Genomic DNA, 15,051 nt, shown 5'->3' with positions numbered 1-15,051 from the left:
CTCCTCTCGGCGGGTATTCAGTTAGGCGATGCCCTTGCGGCGGCGGATCATCTGGTACGCCTGCCGGCGCGCGAACTGGTTGAGCTGTGACCGCAGGCTCTCGTCGTCGAGGTAACGCTGCATCAGCTTGCCGTTGTCGTCGTGCCGGGACAGGATCACGTCCTCGATCCGCCGGTCGCAGACGACGCCGAAGTTGCTCTCGTCGTTGACCAGCGCGGCGGCTTCGAGGGTGCCGTCCTCGGCCAGGGCGACGATCTGCTGTTCGACCCAGACCTTGTCGGCCTCGCCGAGCCCGATGCCGAACCGGTCGTTGAAGGCGTCGATCAGCTCCGAGAGCGCGACCTTCTCCGGGTCGTGCTGGGAGCCCGCGCCGCCCCCGACGAAGCCGGGCAGCATCTGCTCTCCCTCGGGCGACAGCGACGCGTCGTGCTCGCCGGTCTTGCTGACCCGCAGGTGCGTCAGTTGCACCTCGCCGATGTCGACGGACGGGTCCTGCCGGCGTGGCAGCCGGTTGAGCAGCGCCCGCCCGTACAGGTAGAGCCGTTCCAGGTCCTCGTCGTGGTAGGGCACGACCTGGCTGAGGAACGCGTACATCCGGGTGTAGTCGCGCAGCGCGGACCGGAAGCCGTCCGCGGCCTCCGGGTCGTCGGCGGCGAGGGCCGTGAAGCGCTGCACCGCCGGTTCGGTGAGGCGGTAGAGGGAGGCGTGGGCCCGCTGGAGGCCCGTCTCGGTGGTGGCCTTCCGTTCCGCGGCGAGCAGCGCCTCGGCGTACGCCTGCATCTCGGATCGCACCAGCACCGGGTAGCCGGTGACCGCGTTCTGCGCGGTGTAGAGCAGGTTCGGGTCGGTGGGGGTGGTGGCGGCGGTTTCGAAGTACGGCTTGAAGTGCGCGGCGATGTCCCCGGCCTCGTTGACGAAGTCGAGGACGAACACGTCACCCTGGTTCTTCAGCTGGTGGGTGCGGTTGAGCCGGGACAGGGTCTGCACCGCCGCGACGTTCTTGAGCAGCTTGTCGACGTACATCGTGGTGAGCAGCGGCTGGTCGAAACCGGTCTGGTACTTCTCGGCGACGACCAGGATCTTGTATTCGGTGTCCTGCTTGGCCCTCGGCGTGCCGGCGTGCTTGTCGTCGGCGGCGGCGTAGGCGAACTTCTCGGGCAGCTCGCCCTCGCCGAAGCCGTTGGTCCGCGCCTCGGTGTGCTCGACGCCGTCGACCTCCAGGTCACCGGAGAACGCGACCAGGGAGTCGCAGCCGACGTAGCCCTGCATGTCGACGTACTTCCTGATGGCCGTGTGCAGGCGGACGGCGGCCTCGCGGGAGCCGGTGACCACCATGGCCTTGGCGCGACCGCCGAGGCGCGGCGCGGCGTGCCGGCGGAAGTGCTCGACGATGATTTCCGCCTTTTGCGCCTGCATGGTGGGGTGCAGGCTGGCGAAGCGGGCGAGCTGGGAGCCAGCCTTCTTCGGGTCGACCTCCGGGTCGTCGGGGTTGGCGTTGGCCAGCTTCCAGTACGACTTGTAGGTCAGGTAGTTGCGCAGCACGTCGAGGATGAACCCCTCCTCGATGGCCTGCCGCATCGAGTAGGTGTGGAACGGCTGCGCGTCCCCGGTCACCGGGTGCGGCGTGCCGAAGAGTTCGAGCGTCTTCGCCTTCGGGGTGGCGGTGAACGCGAAGTACGACAGCGTCTCGTGCCGGCCGCGCGCCAGCGCCGACGCGGTGAGCAGGTCACCCGACTCGTCGACGTCGTCGCTGCCGAGCTTGAGCAGGACCTTCTTCAACGCGGCGGCAGAGTCGCCGGACTGCGACGAGTGCGCCTCGTCGACGACGACCGCGAACCGCTTGCCCTTGAGCCCCTGCACCTGGTTGAGCACGTAGGGGAACTTCTGCATCGTGGTGATGACGACCTTTGCCGTCTCACCCTGGAGCGCGGCGGCGAGCTGGGCCGAGTCCTTGTCGATGCGCTGCACCACGCCGGGCACGTGCTCGAACTGGAACACCGTGTCCTGCAACTGCCGGTCCAGCACCACCCGGTCGGTGATGATGATGACCTTGTCGAAGACCGGCTCGTTGGGGCGCATCCCCTCCGTGGCGACGTCGGGTGCGGTGTGCAGGCTCGACAGCCGGTGCGCCAGCCAGGCGATGGTGTTCGACTTGCCCGATCCGGCGGAGTGCATGACCAGGTAGTTGTGGCCGGAACCGTGGCGTGCCGCGTGGTCGGTGAGCTGGGTGACCGCGTGCCACTGGTGGTAGCGCGGGAAGATCAGCGCCTTGGATTCCTTGTCGTAGTGCAGGAACCGCCGGACCAGGTCCATGAAGACGTCTGGATGCCAGATCTGCTCCCACAGGTAGGAGCTGCGGTAGCCGGTGCCGGTGGCTGGCGGGTTGCCGGCACCGCCGGACACGCCCGGCCCGTTCGACCCGGTATTGAACGGCAGGAACCGCGTCTTCTCCCCCGCCAGCTTCGTCGTGACGAAGACCAGGTCGGGATCAACGGCGAAATGCACGAGGGTACGCCGGGCGAAGAGCAGTTCCTTCGGGTCGCGCGTCTTGCGGTACTGCTCCTTGGCGTCCTCGACGGTCTGCCCGGTGAGCGGATTCTTCAGCTCGGCAGTGGCGAGGGGGATGCCGTTGACGAAGAGGACCAGGTCCAGGGTGTTGTTGTTGCTCGTCGAGTAGGCGAGCTGGCGGGTGACGGTGAGGCGGTTGGCGCGGTAGAGCTTGAGGGCGTCGTCGGTGATGGAGTGGGCGGGCTTGAAGTAGGCGAGGCGGATCGGGACGCCCTTGTCCCTGACGCCACGGCGGAGGACATCGAGGGGGCCGCGCTCGTCGATCTGCTTGGCGAGGTACTGGGCGAACTGCCGCTGCGCCTCGGGCTGTCCTCCGTGGTACGCGCACAGCTTGTCCCAGGCAAGCTTCTGCGTCGCTCCGATGAAGATAAACAGCTCAGAGGTGTCCAGGCCAATCTTCCGGTCGAAATGGAGGGGAGCCCCAGCGAACCAGCCTGACATAAGCAGCGTCTCGTCGATACCCTTCTCGAACGACTGCTCCTGATGAATAAGGCTCATAGGTCGACCTCCTGAGCCGTCGTCACATCAATTTGCCCTTGAACCGCAGCCGCAATCAGCGATCGCGTTCTTTCTTGAAGTAATGCGATCTGACGTTCAAGCTTTGACGCTATTACCCCATGTCGATACAAAACTTCATCGAACTTTTCAGCCATTCTGGCTTGCTCGACGCTTGAAACAAGGGGCAGACAAATCCGTCGAAGGTCCCAGATATTAAGCGTTCGAAACGTTGAACCCACCGCCCGGATGTCACACTGGTCACGGACTGCGCGAGTTTGCAGGGCATGGAATAGCCAACGCTTGTCGACACCCTTTCGTCCGGCAATGCGCGCGGTCCCCTGCGTCAAGTTAGCTTCGGACAAATTTCCTGGAACCACTCCAACTGCGCCAATAGAGGCTCTCATCGCCATGATGATATCTCCCGGCACAACGCTCGCCCGGCGATATTGAGCATGAATCTCCGGAGAGGTCGTACTAAGCACCGACACGTCAATAGAGGGCAGGTCTCCGGTCTTGATGTAAGGTACTCCCCCTGGCACCTCAGGGCCCGCCTGAACGATCCCATAGACAATCGGCCGCCTTGGGTCTGTCAGATGCATAAGCGGCGTCATTCGCACGCCAGCATGATCGACAAACAACTTGTCCCGCATCGCCTCTAACTGCTCGTCGAGCAGCCGACGCTTCCTCCTGTAGCCGGCAATAAGCGAATTTAGGCGATCGGTTTGCGCGTCTAGAAAACTGGCGATCCTGCGCTGCTCATCCATGGGCGGAAGCGGAATGCGCAGTCTCCTTATGTCCCATTGGAAGAGGTGAGGCACACCCATGCCGCCCTTAAGGAGAGCGATGGACTGCTGAGTCGCATCGCCTGCAAGGACGTACAGCAAGTATGCGGGATGGACAGCGAATGGCCGCAAAACAGCGATAGATCCATTGACCGTCGCAGGGCGAGGCAGACTGCGGACAAGATTGACGATTCCCAGAGTGTTCCCATCCTTTGCGAGCAGGACGTCACCAACAGCGAGCTTCAGTTCCGGCGATTCATGGTATCGGAACCCAGATATGAAATTGACGTTTTCGAAATCTATTGTTCGGGACTTGATATTTGGAGTGGCCAGAAATGCAAAACCGTCCGGCTGGTACTCAGCCGCCGTCAGAGCCTTCCATCCAATGCGGGCACTGACAGTGGCAACGCGATCGACCCGCGACAACTTCCAGTGAGCTGGAATATGAGCGTATGAGTCGATCATTTCATAACCTCGTTGAGGAGAGCTTGAATTTCCGACTCCAGCGCCTTGATATCAGCGTCAATCTGGGCGAGCGCCCTTGGGGGCGTGTATACATAAAACTGGCGAGTGAAGGGAATCTCGTACCCGATCTTCGTCTTGGTTTCATCGATCCAGGCGCTAGGGACGTGCGGCAGCACCTCGCGCTTAAGATAATCGCGGATGTCCTCGTCCAGCGGCACGTTCTCGTTGTCGCGCAGGTCGGCGTCCGGCAGCGGGTTGCCCTTGCGGTCGGTCTGCACCTCCCCCTCCGGGTCGCTGACCGAGAACGCCTCCCACACCGCCTTCTCCACCGCCGCCGGCAGCTTCCCCAGCCCGTTCAGCCTCATTGCGAACTCGGCCCGCGTCGCGGACGACGTGCCGACAAGTGATTTCGCCGCCGCCAGCAGGGACTCCCGCTCCGCGTACTTGAGGACCGCGCGAGCCTCCGCGAGCAGCGCCACCGTCTCCTCGGTGACCTCGAAGCGCAGCCGCAGTGGGCGCTCGACGGTGATCCGCTGGTAGCCGAAGTCGGTGGTCTTGAAGACCTTCACCTTGGCGTGCTGCGGGTGCTCCGGGTCGTCCGCGATGGTCAGCGCATCCACGTATGCCCGGGTCAGGTCCGTGATGTGCTCATCGGTGAGCATCTTGCGCTTGTCGCCGAGGCTCTTGCGCATCTTGGTCCAGAATTCGCGGCCGTCGAGCAGCACCACCTTGCGGGCCCGCGCCGGGTCCTTGCGGTTGGTGAGGATCCAGAAGTACGTGGAGATGCCGGTGTTGTAGAAGAGCTGGTCGGGCAGCGCGACGATGCCCTCCAGGAGGTCGTTCTCCAGGATCCAGCGGCGGATCTCCGACTCCCCCGAGCCGGCCGCGCCGGTGAACAGCGGCGAGCCGTTGAAGACGATGGCGAGGCGGCTACCGCCGTCCTCGGGACGCTTCATTTTTGAAATCATGTGCTGGAGGAAGAGCAGCGAGCCGTCGTTGATCCGGGGCAGCCCCGCGCCGAACCGGCCGGCGTAGCCACGGGCCGCCTCGTCCTTGACGAACTTCTCGACCTTCTTCCACTCCACCCCGAACGGCGGGTTGGCGAGCATGTAGTCGAACCGCTCGCCCTCGTGGCCGTCCTGGTTGAACGAGTTCCCGAAGGTGATCTTCGTCGGGTCGCCGCCCTTGAGCATCATGTCCGAGCGGCAGATCGCGTACGTCTCGCCGTTGAGTTCCTGCCCGTACACCTCGACGGTGGCGTGCGGGTTGTGCGCCTGGATGTGCTCCTGCGCCTCGGTGAGCATGCCGCCGGTGCCGCAGGCCGGGTCGTAGACCTTGCGGACGATGCCGGGCGTGACCAGGTCGTCCTCGTCGGGGGCGAGCAGCAGGTTGACCATCAGCCGGATGACCTCGCGCGGGGTGAAGTGCTCACCGGCGGTCTCGTTGCTGATTTCCGAGAAGCGGCGGATGAGTTCCTCGAAGACGTAACCCATCTGGTGGTTGGTGACCACGTCCGGGTGCAGGTCGATGTCGGCGAACTTGGCGACCACCTGGTAGAGCAGCCCCGCCTCGGCGAGCCTGTTGATCTGGGCGTCAAAGCCGTACTTCTCCAGCACGTCGACCGCGCCGGGTGAGAAGGCGCCGATGTAGGCGCGCAGATTGAGCGCCACGTTGTCCTGGTCGCCGAGCAGCTTGCGGAACGACATCTCGCTCGTGTTGTAGAACGACAGCCCGGCGGCCCTCCGCAGCACCGGGTCAACGTTCTGCACGCCCGCGTCCTTGAGCTGCTGGTGCCGGGCGAGCACCGCGTCCTTGGTCGGTTCGAGCACGCAGTCCAACCGGCGGAGCACGGTCAACGGGAGAATCACCCGGCCGTACTCGGACTGCTTGTAATCGCCGCGGAGCAGGTCGGCCACCGACCAGATGAAGTTGGCCAACTCTTGGTGCTTGGTGCTCACCAGGTTCCTTTCGATTGCCTTAAGGCGAGCAGTATGCCTGCCGCCCTGCATCGTCGTACTCGCCCACTCGGCCGAGTTGATCAACCGACTGTCAGCGTGTTGTCGCTGGCAGAGGAAGCACGCCCGGCCACCGGCCCGCAGGCTTCCGCATGTGTCGTCGGAGCGCCGCGCCACCGTCGGATATCTGACGGGATGTCATCGCCGCTCCCCCTCGGGGCGGACCGCGCCGCGCGCCAACCCGTCAGCGGTGAGCTGCACCAGGTCAGCCCCGAGCGTCGCCGCCTGCCGCAACGCCGACTCGAACGCGTCCAGCCGCCGGAACGCCTCCCCGTACGCCCCCTGCGCCTCCCGCGACACCCGCCGCACCTGCGCCCGCCGCACGTCGAACCGCAGCGTCCCCGACAAACTCGACGCCTGCCGCTCATTCGTCGACGTCCGCAGTTGCCCGGCCAGGAACCACGGGTCCAACGCCGCCGGATCGGGCCGCAGCAGATAGAGGTTGCGCCCCAACAACACCCCGTCGACGGTCACCACCCGCGCGGTGAGCTGCCGCGCGATCATCGGCACCACCACGTCGCCCACGGCCAGCGGAATCTCCTGCCCGAGCCGCCCGTCGTCGCGCCCGGACGCCGCCACGCCGCCCAGCACGTCCGGCACGGTCAGCACCGGCCGCCCGTCGCCGGCCGGCTCACCACCGTCACCAGCCGCGCCCCGGATCGGCCCGAGGAGCTGGAGCGCCCCGGCCCGGGCCAGCTCGCCGACGGTGAGGAACTCCCCGTCGACCCCGTCGGGTGCGGGCGTGACCTGCGGCATCAGCGCCGGCAGGTCCGCGACGACGGCGGCGAGACGTTCGCGCGTGCGTACCAACTGCTCTCCGGTCGCCTCGCCCACGACGGCGGGTTGGCGGCGGGCGGGGGTGAGGTCGACCTCCTCGTCGAGCAGCTCGATGACCGGCACGGCGCGGGCGTAGCCGGGTTCCTCGACGTCCGCACCCGCGGTGAAAGCCCGCCAGGTGTCCAGGACGCGCGCGAGGTCGGCGGCGTCCACGAGCAGCGTCCGCGCCGGTGGCGGCGCGTCGGCGGGCGGGCGTCGCAGCACCCACAGATGCAGGGGTACGCCGTGCGGCGCCGCCGCCCCCGGCGGCAGCGCGACGACGGCGCGCAACGCGCCTCGGCGGAGCAGCTCGGCGCGGATGCGGCGGCCGGCGCGGCGGCCGGCGACGGTGGGAGGCATCAGGAGTACGGCGTGGCCGCCGGGGCGTAGGTGCGCGAGGGCGTGTTGCACCCAGGCCAGCTCCGGTTCGGTACGCGGGGTGGTGCCGACGATCCAGCGGGGGTCGTGGCCGAGTTCGTCGTCGCCCCAGTTGCTGGCGCCGAACGGCGGGTGGCAGACGACGGCGTCGAACGTGCGGCCGGGGTGGGCGTCGGCGCGCAGCGAGTCGCCGGTGCTGACCTCCCCTCGCACGTCGCGCAGAGCCAGCCACAGTTCGGCGAGGCGGGCGAGGTCGGGGTCGAGTTCCTGCCCGTACGCGGAGGTGCAGCCGGCGCGGACGGCGGCGCGCAACGTGGCGCCGGAGCCGGCGGCGGGGTCGAAGACGGAGCCGCCGCCGACGCCGGCCAGCCCGACCATCAGGTCGGCGAGGTCGTCGGGGGTGGCGAAGGGGCGGCCGGGTCCGGGGGCGGAGAAGCGTTGCCACAGCGCGTCGAACGCGCCCTGCGGGCCGAGTTCGCCAGCGAGCGCGTCGACGTCGGGCAGCAGCGGGGTGAGGTTAAGGCGGGGGCCCCGCTTAACGCTTTCGGTATAGGCGGGGCCCCCGCTTAACAAACGTTGCCGGGCGAGCAGACGGGCGCCGACGGCGGCGAGGCCGGCGGCCGGGGAGGCGCTGGTGGCGGCGAGGTGTCGCCAGAGCCGGTCGGCGGTGGCGACTTCGGGGAGCTTGCCCTGGGCGTGCAGCCACCGCTCGACCTGGGCGAGGTCGAACTCGGGGCTGGTGGCGCTGCCGCCGACCGGCGCGGGGAAGTCGTCGTGCCGTTTGCGCCAGTTGCTGACGGCGGCGCGGCCGACACCGGCGAGCCGGGCGATCTCCGCTGCGGTGATGGTCGGTGTCTCCTGCACGTTCGGAGTGTGTCACACCCGTCAAGCATCATGTCCGTTGACAGCGTTCACAGATGATACTCTCATTGACGCCGCCACGTTCACAGCAGGAGGAAAACGATGCGCAAGACCACGATGCTCGCTCTGATCGCCGGTGCCCTCGTCGCGCTGGGCTGCGGCGCCGGCTCCACCGACGACACCACCAGCAGCAGCAAGGCCGGCGCGGGCACCGGTGCCGGTGCCGACGCCGCCAAGGGCGACGACAAGCCAAAGACCGCGACCATCGGCAAGCCGGCCCGCGACGGCAAGTTCGAGTTCACCGTGAAGTCGGCCAGGTGCGGCGTCGCCAAGGTCGGCTCGTCGATGCTGGGCGCCAAGGCGCAGGGCCAGTTCTGCCTGGTCACCGTCAACGTGAAGAACATCGGCAAGGAGTCGCAGATGTTCGACGGCAGCAGCCAGAAGGCGTACGCCGCCAACGGCACCGAATACTCCGCCGACGGCACGGCCGCGCTCTACGCCAACCAGGACGCCGAGACGTTCCTCAACGACATCAACCCCGGCAACAAGGTCACCGGCGTGGTCGTCTTCGACATCCCGAAGAACGTCAAGCTCGCGCGGCTCGAACTGCACGACTCGCCGTTCTCCGGCGGCGTCACCGTCTCCCTCGCCTGACCGGCCGCCCACGCGGGGCGGGCCACGCCGTCCGCCCCGCACCCCTCCCCGTTCGACCTCAGCCGCTCCGAGACGTCAGGAGGCACCCGTGCGACCCGACGAGTTCCGCCAGGCCCTGAACCTGCTCCCCGCCGCCCTGCACGACCGCGTCCTCCCGCTGCGCCGCTACGTCTTCCGCACCAACTGCCCGCAGTGCCAACGCATCGGCGACGCGGTCACGCTGGCGCTCACCGCGGCCCACTACGACCAGCTCACCTCCGCCGGTCAGCTCCTCGACAACGCCACCCGGCTGGCCGAGGAACACGGCACCGCCTGCCGGCCGCAACCGGACCAGGAACGGGGACGCGGCCAGGTCGGACGCTGGGCGGCGACGTCCGCGCCGGTCGTCGCCGCGACCGACGCCAGCTGGAAGGGCCGTGCCGGCGGCATCGGGTACGTGGCGAGCGACGGCCGGTACGGCCTCCGCAGCCGGGGCACGGGTCGCCTCGACCCGACCGGCGCGTCCCGGGTGCTTGTCAACGAGCTGCGGGCGGTGGACTTCCTGCTCACCGCGTACCCGGAACCGCCGGCCGGGATGACGGTGCTGGTGGACAGTCTCGCCGCGCTGCGCTGGCTGGGCCGCTGGCAGGACGGTGAGGTGGCGGCCATGCCGGCCGGCTACAGCGTGCGGCAGCGCCGGTGGGCCGACCGGCCAACACTTGTGCGCCTCGCCGACCGGGTGAGCCACCGGCCGGACCTGGCCTTCCGCCACGTCAAGGGCCACAGCGGGCACGCGCTGAACGAGGCTGCGGACGGTCTGTCGCACATGGCCCGCCGCCGGGTCGAGGAGACCTTCGACGTACGGCCCCGGGCGCGGGCGCTGGCCGAGGCGTTCCTGCGGGACTGGCACGCCAGCCTCACCCGCTGACCTCCGGGCCGAGGACCCGCGCCACCTCCCCACGGACGGCCGCGGACGCGGCCGGCGCCCATGCGGCGAACAACCCCCGCAGGTACGCCACATGCCGGTCGGACACGCGGGGCAAGTGGTCGAGCACGTCCAACTCGTTGACGATGCTCAGGTCGATCAGCGGGGTCAACTGGTCGCCCCGGACCGTCGTCGTCTCCCCGGTGAAGCGGTCGTGGACCGTCCCGGTGGTCGCGAGCCGCGGCCAGGAGCGCTTCCGGTCGCACGCGCCGTAGAGGTAGACGAGGGCTTCGGCGTCGGCCCCGACGAGGTCGCGCAACGCGTCCCGGTCGGTGCGGTCGAGCAACGCCACGTCGAAACCGTCGGTGCCGTACACGGCGTGCGCCAGGCCGGCCGTTTGCACCGCGGGTTCCTGCCCCAGCTCGGCGAGGCGGTCCCGCACGCGGCACAGGTGGGCGTACAGGGTGCCGCCGGGATGCTCGATCGTCTCGGCTCCCCGGTCGCGCAGCCACGCCCGCACATCGACGTCGGTGCTCATGGATTCGACCGTACGCGCGGTGGACCACACCGGGTCTGCGCCGTTCGTCACAACGCTTGCCGCGCGTCCGGGCCGGATAGTTGGCTTGCGGCATGGCGCGCATCGCGTACGACGACACCGACGCGGAAGCCTTCGCGGCGACCCGCCACCTCAGCGACGACGGGCTCACCGCCTGGCGGGACGCCGTCACCCGGCACCTCGCCCCACGGCCGGGTCTGCGGCTGCTCGACCTGGGCGCCGGCACCGGGAGCTGGGCGCGACGCTTCACCACCTGGTTCCCCGGGCTGGAGGTCGTCGCCGTGGAACCGTCGGCGGCGATGCGGGCCCGCTGCGTGGTCCGTCCGGTGCTGGCCGGGGACGCGGCGCACCTCCCGCTCGACGACGCCAGCGTGGACTCCGCGTGGCTCTCCACGGTCATCCACCACGTGCCCGACCTGGCCGCCGCGGCCCGGGAACTACGGCGGGTGGTGCGGCCGGGCGGGCCGGTACTCATCCGGTCGGCGTTCGCCGGCCGGCACGAGGCGATCACGCTGTTCCGCTTCTTCCCGGAGGCGGTGCGCGTGCTCGACACCTACCCGAGCGTCGCCGAGGTCGAGGCGGCCTTCGCCGACGCCGGTTTCGCCGCGGCGTCCGTGGTGCCGGTCCCGCAGGTCACCGCCGCGTCGCTGTGGGAGGCGGCGGGCATGCTGCGCCGGGAGGCGCACACCCCGCTCCAGTTGATCACCGACGACGAGTACGCCGCGGGCGTGGTGCGCCTGCGCGAGGCCGCGCGGGTGGACGCCGGCCCGATGACCGACGCGCTGGACCTGCTGGTGGCGCGTTGATCCGCAGCACCGCCCGCCACCCCAGGTGATCCGCAGCGCCGCCGCCACCCCAGGTGATCAGCCGTGGCGCAGGCGCAGCCGCGGCGTACGCGCCCACCACCGGCTGCTTCCCGATGCCTGAAAACGTGACGGCACGGGTGACTCAGCGCGCCCGCGTGTGGTCCGGCGTCGCCTGAGTCATTCACGCCATCAAGTTTGTAGGACAGGAATCGGCACCCTCGGCCCCTGCCGTCCTCAGGACCGGGGCCACCGGCGGACCGAGTCGCGGCGGGTCGCCGGCTACCGGCCGTCGGCCAGGTGCAGCGGCAGGACCTTCGCGGCGCTGACCGCCAGCTCCCGATCGAGCACCTGGTCGCGGGGGATGAAGACCATGGCCTGGCCCTCGCCGAGCACCACGTCCTCCTGCCGTGCGTCGGTGGCGCCCCGGAACACGTACACGGTGACGGTGTGCGGGAAGCCCTCCTCGTGTGGGCGCGGACCGCTCCAGAACAGGTGCAGCTCCCCGGCGGTCAGGCCGGTCTCCTCAAGTAGCTCGCGACGGGCGGCCTGCTCGGGTGTCTCGCCGGGCTCGATGCCGCCGCCGGGCAGGCTCCACTGGTGGGGCGAGACCGGCGCGTTGCCGTCGCGGTGCTGCATGAGGACCGCGCCGGACGGGTCGACGAGCAGGACGAGGGCGACGTCGTAGCTGGCCACCGCCCGAGCATGCCACAGACCCGGCCGGCGGCCCACCGCGTCCAGCCGGCCAGCCCGTCAGCCCGGTCAGTCCGGCGGCGACGCTTACACCGGGGCAGCGCAGCCCTCGACCGAACCCCGCGTCGCGGACGCGCCCGTCGATCTAGGAGTTGTGGCACCTCGCACAAGGTGCACAAGCCGCAGACATTGGCATCACAAGTCCAAGATTGACGAGGCGAGGGCAGCGACGAGGCGAGGCGAGGGCAGCGAGAGCAGCCAGGAGCAGCGGGGCAGGGGGTCAGCGGTGCCAGTGCTGGCGCGGGGCGTAGCCCTCGCGGCGCAGCCAGTGCTCGGTGTAGACGATCCGCTCCGCCTCGACGAGCACGAGCGTCTCCTGAGGCGGTTCGGTCAGCGATCGGCCCCGCTCGGCGTGCTCGTTCTGCCAGCGGAACGCCGACCAGTGGTGGGCGTGGTCCGGATGGTCCGGGGCGAGCACCCGGGCGGCGCCGAACACCTGCGCGCCGCGACTGCTGGCCAGCCCGACCAGCGGCGCGAAGACGCCGACGGACACGGGCGGGTCGGCGGCGATGTTGCGCATCTTCGGCGAGCGCGGCGCGGCGGTGAACATCAACGTGAAGTCGAGCGGGTAGTAGCGCACCGGCGTGGCCAGCGGCCCGTCCGGCCCGGCGGTGGCGAGGACGCACATGTTCTGCGCGGACAGCAGGTTGAGGATGCGTTCCTCGAGGCGCTCCCGGTCGAGCTCCTTCGTCGGCGTCGGCCCGGCCAGCCACGGATTGGTCAACGGCACGCCGCGTCCTCGATCATGGCGGCACCCTACCGGCCCGTGTCAGCGCCGGGCGAGCACGTCCACGGCCAGCTCGCGCACGACCGACTCGTCGACGTCCACGCCGAGGCCCGGCCCGGTGGGCACGGTCGCCACCCCGTCGTGGATCCGCACCGTCTCGCCGGTGGCGTAGGAGGAGGTGAGGAACTGCCGGCCGTTGAGATCGACCGGGGTGTCGATGCCGTACGCGGCGAACAGGTGCAGCGAGGCGGCCAGCCCGAGGTCGGAGTCGGTGAGCCCGGAGCCCATCAGCCGCACCCCGGCGTCCTCGGCGAGCGCGCACAGCCGCCGGGACAGTGTCAGCCCGCCGCTGCGCTGCACCTTGGCGATGGCCACGTCGACGGCGTCGAGCTTGACGAAGGTGGCCAGGTCGCTGGGGTGGCGCAGGCTCTCGTCGAGGGCGACCGGCACCGGTGAGGCGGCGCGCAGCCGGCGCAGCCCGGCGACGTCGTTGGCCGGCAGCGGCTGCTCGAACGCGGTGACGTCGAGGTCGGCCAGGCGGCGGGCCATCCGCAGCGCGGCGTCGGAGGTGTACGCCTGGTTGGCGTCGACCCAGAGCGCGGCGTCGGGGGCGGCGTCGCGCACGGCGCGGACCACTGCGGCGTCCTCGGCCTCGGTGTGCAGGCCGACCTTGACCTTGAACGCCCGGTAGCCGGCGGCCCGTCCCTCGGCGACCGCGTCGGCGACTTCGGCGGCGTCCTGCCCGGCGACGATCCAGCCCAGGTCGACGGTGTGCCGGCGGCGCTGGCCCCAGAGCACGCCGACGGAGACGCCCAGGGCGCGGCCGAGCAGGTCGTGCAGCGCGATGTCGACGGCGGCCTTGGCCAGCGGCGCGCCGATGGTGAAGCCACGGTTGACGGCCCGGTCGAAGGCGGTGGTGACGCCGTCGAGGTCCCAGGCGGGGCGGCCGAGGATCGCCGGGGCGAGGTAACGGTCGACGGTGGTGACGATCGACTCGGCGGTCTCGTAGGTCCAGGCCGGGATCGGGGTGGCCTCGCCCCAGCCGGTGATGCCGTCGGCGCTCACCTTGACCAGCACGCGGATGCTCGGGGTGCCGGCGACGGCGACGGCGCCGCCGGAGACGCCGAACGAGCGGATCGTGGGCAGCGCGACCGCGTACGTGTCGACGCGGTCGACGGTGAGGCCGGCGAGCGCGGTCACGCGCCCACCTTGGCGGTGCTGGCGCGGAGGACGACCTCGCCGGTCATGCGCAGGATCCGCCGGCGGCGGCCGGTGTTCTCGGTCAGTGCCATCTCCATCACTTTCTCGCCGAGCTCGCGCAGCGGCAGGGCGACAGTGGTCAGGGGCGGGGTGAGGTCGCGGACGATGGGGATGTCGTCGAACCCGGCGACGGAGACGTCGGCGGGCACGGACAGCCCGTGGTCGCGCAGCGCCGCGTACGCGCCGATGGCCATCACGTCGGTGAGCGCGAACACGCAGGTGGCGTCGAGGCCGCGGGTGAGCAGCTCGGTCATCGCCTGGTAGCCGCCGTCGCGGGTGAACGGCCCCTCGACGACGTGCGCCGGGTCGAGCGGGACGCCGGCGGCGGCCAGTTCGTCGCGGAAACCGCCGAGCCGGTCGGCGACGGTGGTGAGCGCGCGAGGGCCGGAGAGCACCGCGAAGCGGCGGTGGCCGAGTTCCAGCAGGGCGCGGGCCATGGCGGCGGCGCCGGCCCGGTTCTCCGGCAGCACGCTGTCGACCTTGAGGCTGCGGTGTCGGCTGACCACGGCGACCCGGCCGCCGCCGTCGAGGTAGGGCTTCAGCTCGGCCTCCATGGCCCGTTCCCAGCGGGCGTCCTCGAAGCCGGAGCCGACCAGCAGGATGGCCGGGGCGCGTTCGGCGCGCAGCATCGACACGTACGCGATCTCGCGTTCCGGGTCGCGGAAGGTGCTGGCGAGCATGACCAGCAGGTCGTTGGCGCCGGCGACGCGCATGACGCCGCCGGCGATGGCGGCGAAGTAGGGGTCGGTGACGTCGTGGCAGATCACGCCGACGGTGCGGTGGGAGGCGCCGGCCAGCGCCCGGGCGTGCGCGTTGGGGGCGTAGGCGAGGTGCGCGGCGGCGGCGAGGACCCGGTCCCGCAGTTGCGGGGTGACCCGCATGCCGTTGAGCGCGCGGGAGGCCGTGGCAAGCGAGACGTCGGCGGCCTTGGCCACGTCTTCCAGGGTCACGTGCGTCCGTGGCTGCATCGTTTTCCCCCTGCGGTACGTCTTGACCTGCTCGTTTCGGCGT

Annotated in this window: 12 protein-coding genes; 3 read left to right on the top strand and 9 right to left on the bottom strand. The window is 69.8% G+C overall.

What is annotated here, in order from left to right:
- Window positions 1–21 precede the first annotated feature (21 nt).
- The 4 genes from O7613_RS09485 to O7613_RS09470 all read right to left on the bottom strand — a co-directional run bounded on the left by O7613_RS09485 (window position 22) and on the right by O7613_RS09470 (window position 8,386).
- Window positions 22–3,066 carry a type I restriction endonuclease gene (locus O7613_RS09485; protein ID WP_282293328.1) on the bottom strand — a complete coding sequence of 1,015 codons (3,045 nt, stop codon included), beginning with the start codon at window positions 3,064–3,066 and terminating at the stop codon, window positions 22–24.
- On the bottom strand, window positions 3,063–4,313 hold the full coding sequence (locus O7613_RS09480) for a restriction endonuclease subunit S (protein WP_282293326.1): 1,251 nt from the start codon (window positions 4,311–4,313) through the stop codon (window positions 3,063–3,065). The genes O7613_RS09485 and O7613_RS09480 overlap by 4 nt, the downstream gene beginning before the upstream one ends.
- Window positions 4,310–6,271 carry a class I SAM-dependent DNA methyltransferase gene (locus O7613_RS09475; RefSeq protein ID WP_282293325.1) on the bottom strand — a complete coding sequence of 654 codons (1,962 nt, stop codon included), beginning with the start codon at window positions 6,269–6,271 and terminating at the stop codon, window positions 4,310–4,312. Before O7613_RS09475 ends, O7613_RS09480 begins: the two co-directional genes overlap by 4 nt.
- A gap of 195 nt (window positions 6,272–6,466) precedes the next feature.
- Window positions 6,467–8,386, bottom strand: coding sequence for an N-6 DNA methylase (locus O7613_RS09470; RefSeq protein ID WP_282293323.1), 1,920 nt, complete (start codon window positions 8,384–8,386; stop codon window positions 6,467–6,469).
- A gap of 99 nt (window positions 8,387–8,485) precedes the next feature.
- On the opposite strand from O7613_RS09470, the gene O7613_RS09465 reads away from it, so the two are divergent.
- Complete coding sequence (locus O7613_RS09465; protein ID WP_282293320.1) at window positions 8,486–9,037, top strand: DUF4352 domain-containing protein; 552 nt, start codon at window positions 8,486–8,488, stop codon at window positions 9,035–9,037.
- 88 nt (window positions 9,038–9,125) lie between these two features.
- Window positions 9,126–9,944: an RNase H family protein gene (locus O7613_RS09460; protein ID WP_282293319.1), complete on the top strand. Its 819-nt coding sequence runs from the start codon at window positions 9,126–9,128 to the stop codon at window positions 9,942–9,944.
- On the opposite strand, the gene O7613_RS09455 is transcribed toward O7613_RS09460, so the two are convergent.
- The gene (locus O7613_RS09455) at window positions 9,934–10,479 is read right to left on the bottom strand and encodes a DUF6817 domain-containing protein (RefSeq protein WP_282293318.1); all 546 of its coding nucleotides are present in this window, start codon (window positions 10,477–10,479) and stop codon (window positions 9,934–9,936) included. The genes O7613_RS09460 and O7613_RS09455 overlap by 11 nt on opposite strands.
- Before the next feature lie 92 nt (window positions 10,480–10,571).
- Between O7613_RS09455 and O7613_RS09450 the strand changes: the two genes are divergently transcribed.
- Entirely contained in the window at window positions 10,572–11,303 is a 732-nt protein-coding gene (locus O7613_RS09450; RefSeq protein WP_282293316.1) for a methyltransferase domain-containing protein, read from the top strand.
- Between the two features lie 279 nt (window positions 11,304–11,582).
- On the opposite strand, the gene O7613_RS09445 is transcribed toward O7613_RS09450, so the two are convergent.
- The 4 genes from O7613_RS09445 to O7613_RS09430 form a co-directional block, all read right to left on the bottom strand.
- Complete coding sequence (locus O7613_RS09445; RefSeq protein WP_282293315.1) at window positions 11,583–11,996, bottom strand: NUDIX domain-containing protein; 414 nt, start codon at window positions 11,994–11,996, stop codon at window positions 11,583–11,585.
- A gap of 277 nt (window positions 11,997–12,273) precedes the next feature.
- Window positions 12,274–12,783 carry a pyridoxamine 5'-phosphate oxidase family protein gene (locus O7613_RS09440; RefSeq protein WP_282293314.1) on the bottom strand — a complete coding sequence of 170 codons (510 nt, stop codon included), beginning with the start codon at window positions 12,781–12,783 and terminating at the stop codon, window positions 12,274–12,276.
- Between the two features lie 39 nt (window positions 12,784–12,822).
- Window positions 12,823–13,980: an enolase C-terminal domain-like protein gene (locus O7613_RS09435; protein WP_282293313.1), complete on the bottom strand. Its 1,158-nt coding sequence runs from the start codon at window positions 13,978–13,980 to the stop codon at window positions 12,823–12,825.
- The gene (locus O7613_RS09430) at window positions 13,977–15,008 is read right to left on the bottom strand and encodes a LacI family DNA-binding transcriptional regulator (RefSeq protein ID WP_282293311.1); all 1,032 of its coding nucleotides are present in this window, start codon (window positions 15,006–15,008) and stop codon (window positions 13,977–13,979) included. The genes O7613_RS09435 and O7613_RS09430 overlap by 4 nt, the downstream gene beginning before the upstream one ends.
- Between the last annotated feature and the right edge of the window lie 43 nt (window positions 15,009–15,051).

It is taken from the genome of Micromonospora sp. WMMD975 (assembly GCF_029581215.1).
In the GTDB taxonomy this organism is placed as follows: Bacteria; Actinomycetota; Actinomycetes; order Mycobacteriales; family Micromonosporaceae; genus Micromonospora.
The sequence above is the reverse complement of the archived record's forward strand: the minus strand, read 5'-3'. Positions and strand labels throughout refer to the sequence as shown.

Excerpts from the sequence above, each read along its gene's own strand:
- O7613_RS09485 (WP_282293328.1), bottom strand. The coding sequence starts at position 3,066 with ATGAGCCTTATTCATCAGGAGCAGTCGTTCGAGAAGGGTATCGACGAG.
- O7613_RS09480 (WP_282293326.1), bottom strand. The coding sequence starts at position 4,313 with ATGATCGACTCATACGCTCATATTCCAGCTCACTGGAAGTTGTCGCGG.
- O7613_RS09465 (WP_282293320.1), top strand. The coding sequence starts at position 8,486 with ATGCGCAAGACCACGATGCTCGCTCTGATCGCCGGTGCCCTCGTCGCG.
- O7613_RS09455 (WP_282293318.1), bottom strand. The coding sequence starts at position 10,479 with ATGAGCACCGACGTCGATGTGCGGGCGTGGCTGCGCGACCGGGGAGCC.
- O7613_RS09450 (WP_282293316.1), top strand. The coding sequence starts at position 10,572 with ATGGCGCGCATCGCGTACGACGACACCGACGCGGAAGCCTTCGCGGCG.
- O7613_RS09430 (WP_282293311.1), bottom strand. The coding sequence starts at position 15,008 with ATGCAGCCACGGACGCACGTGACCCTGGAAGACGTGGCCAAGGCCGCC.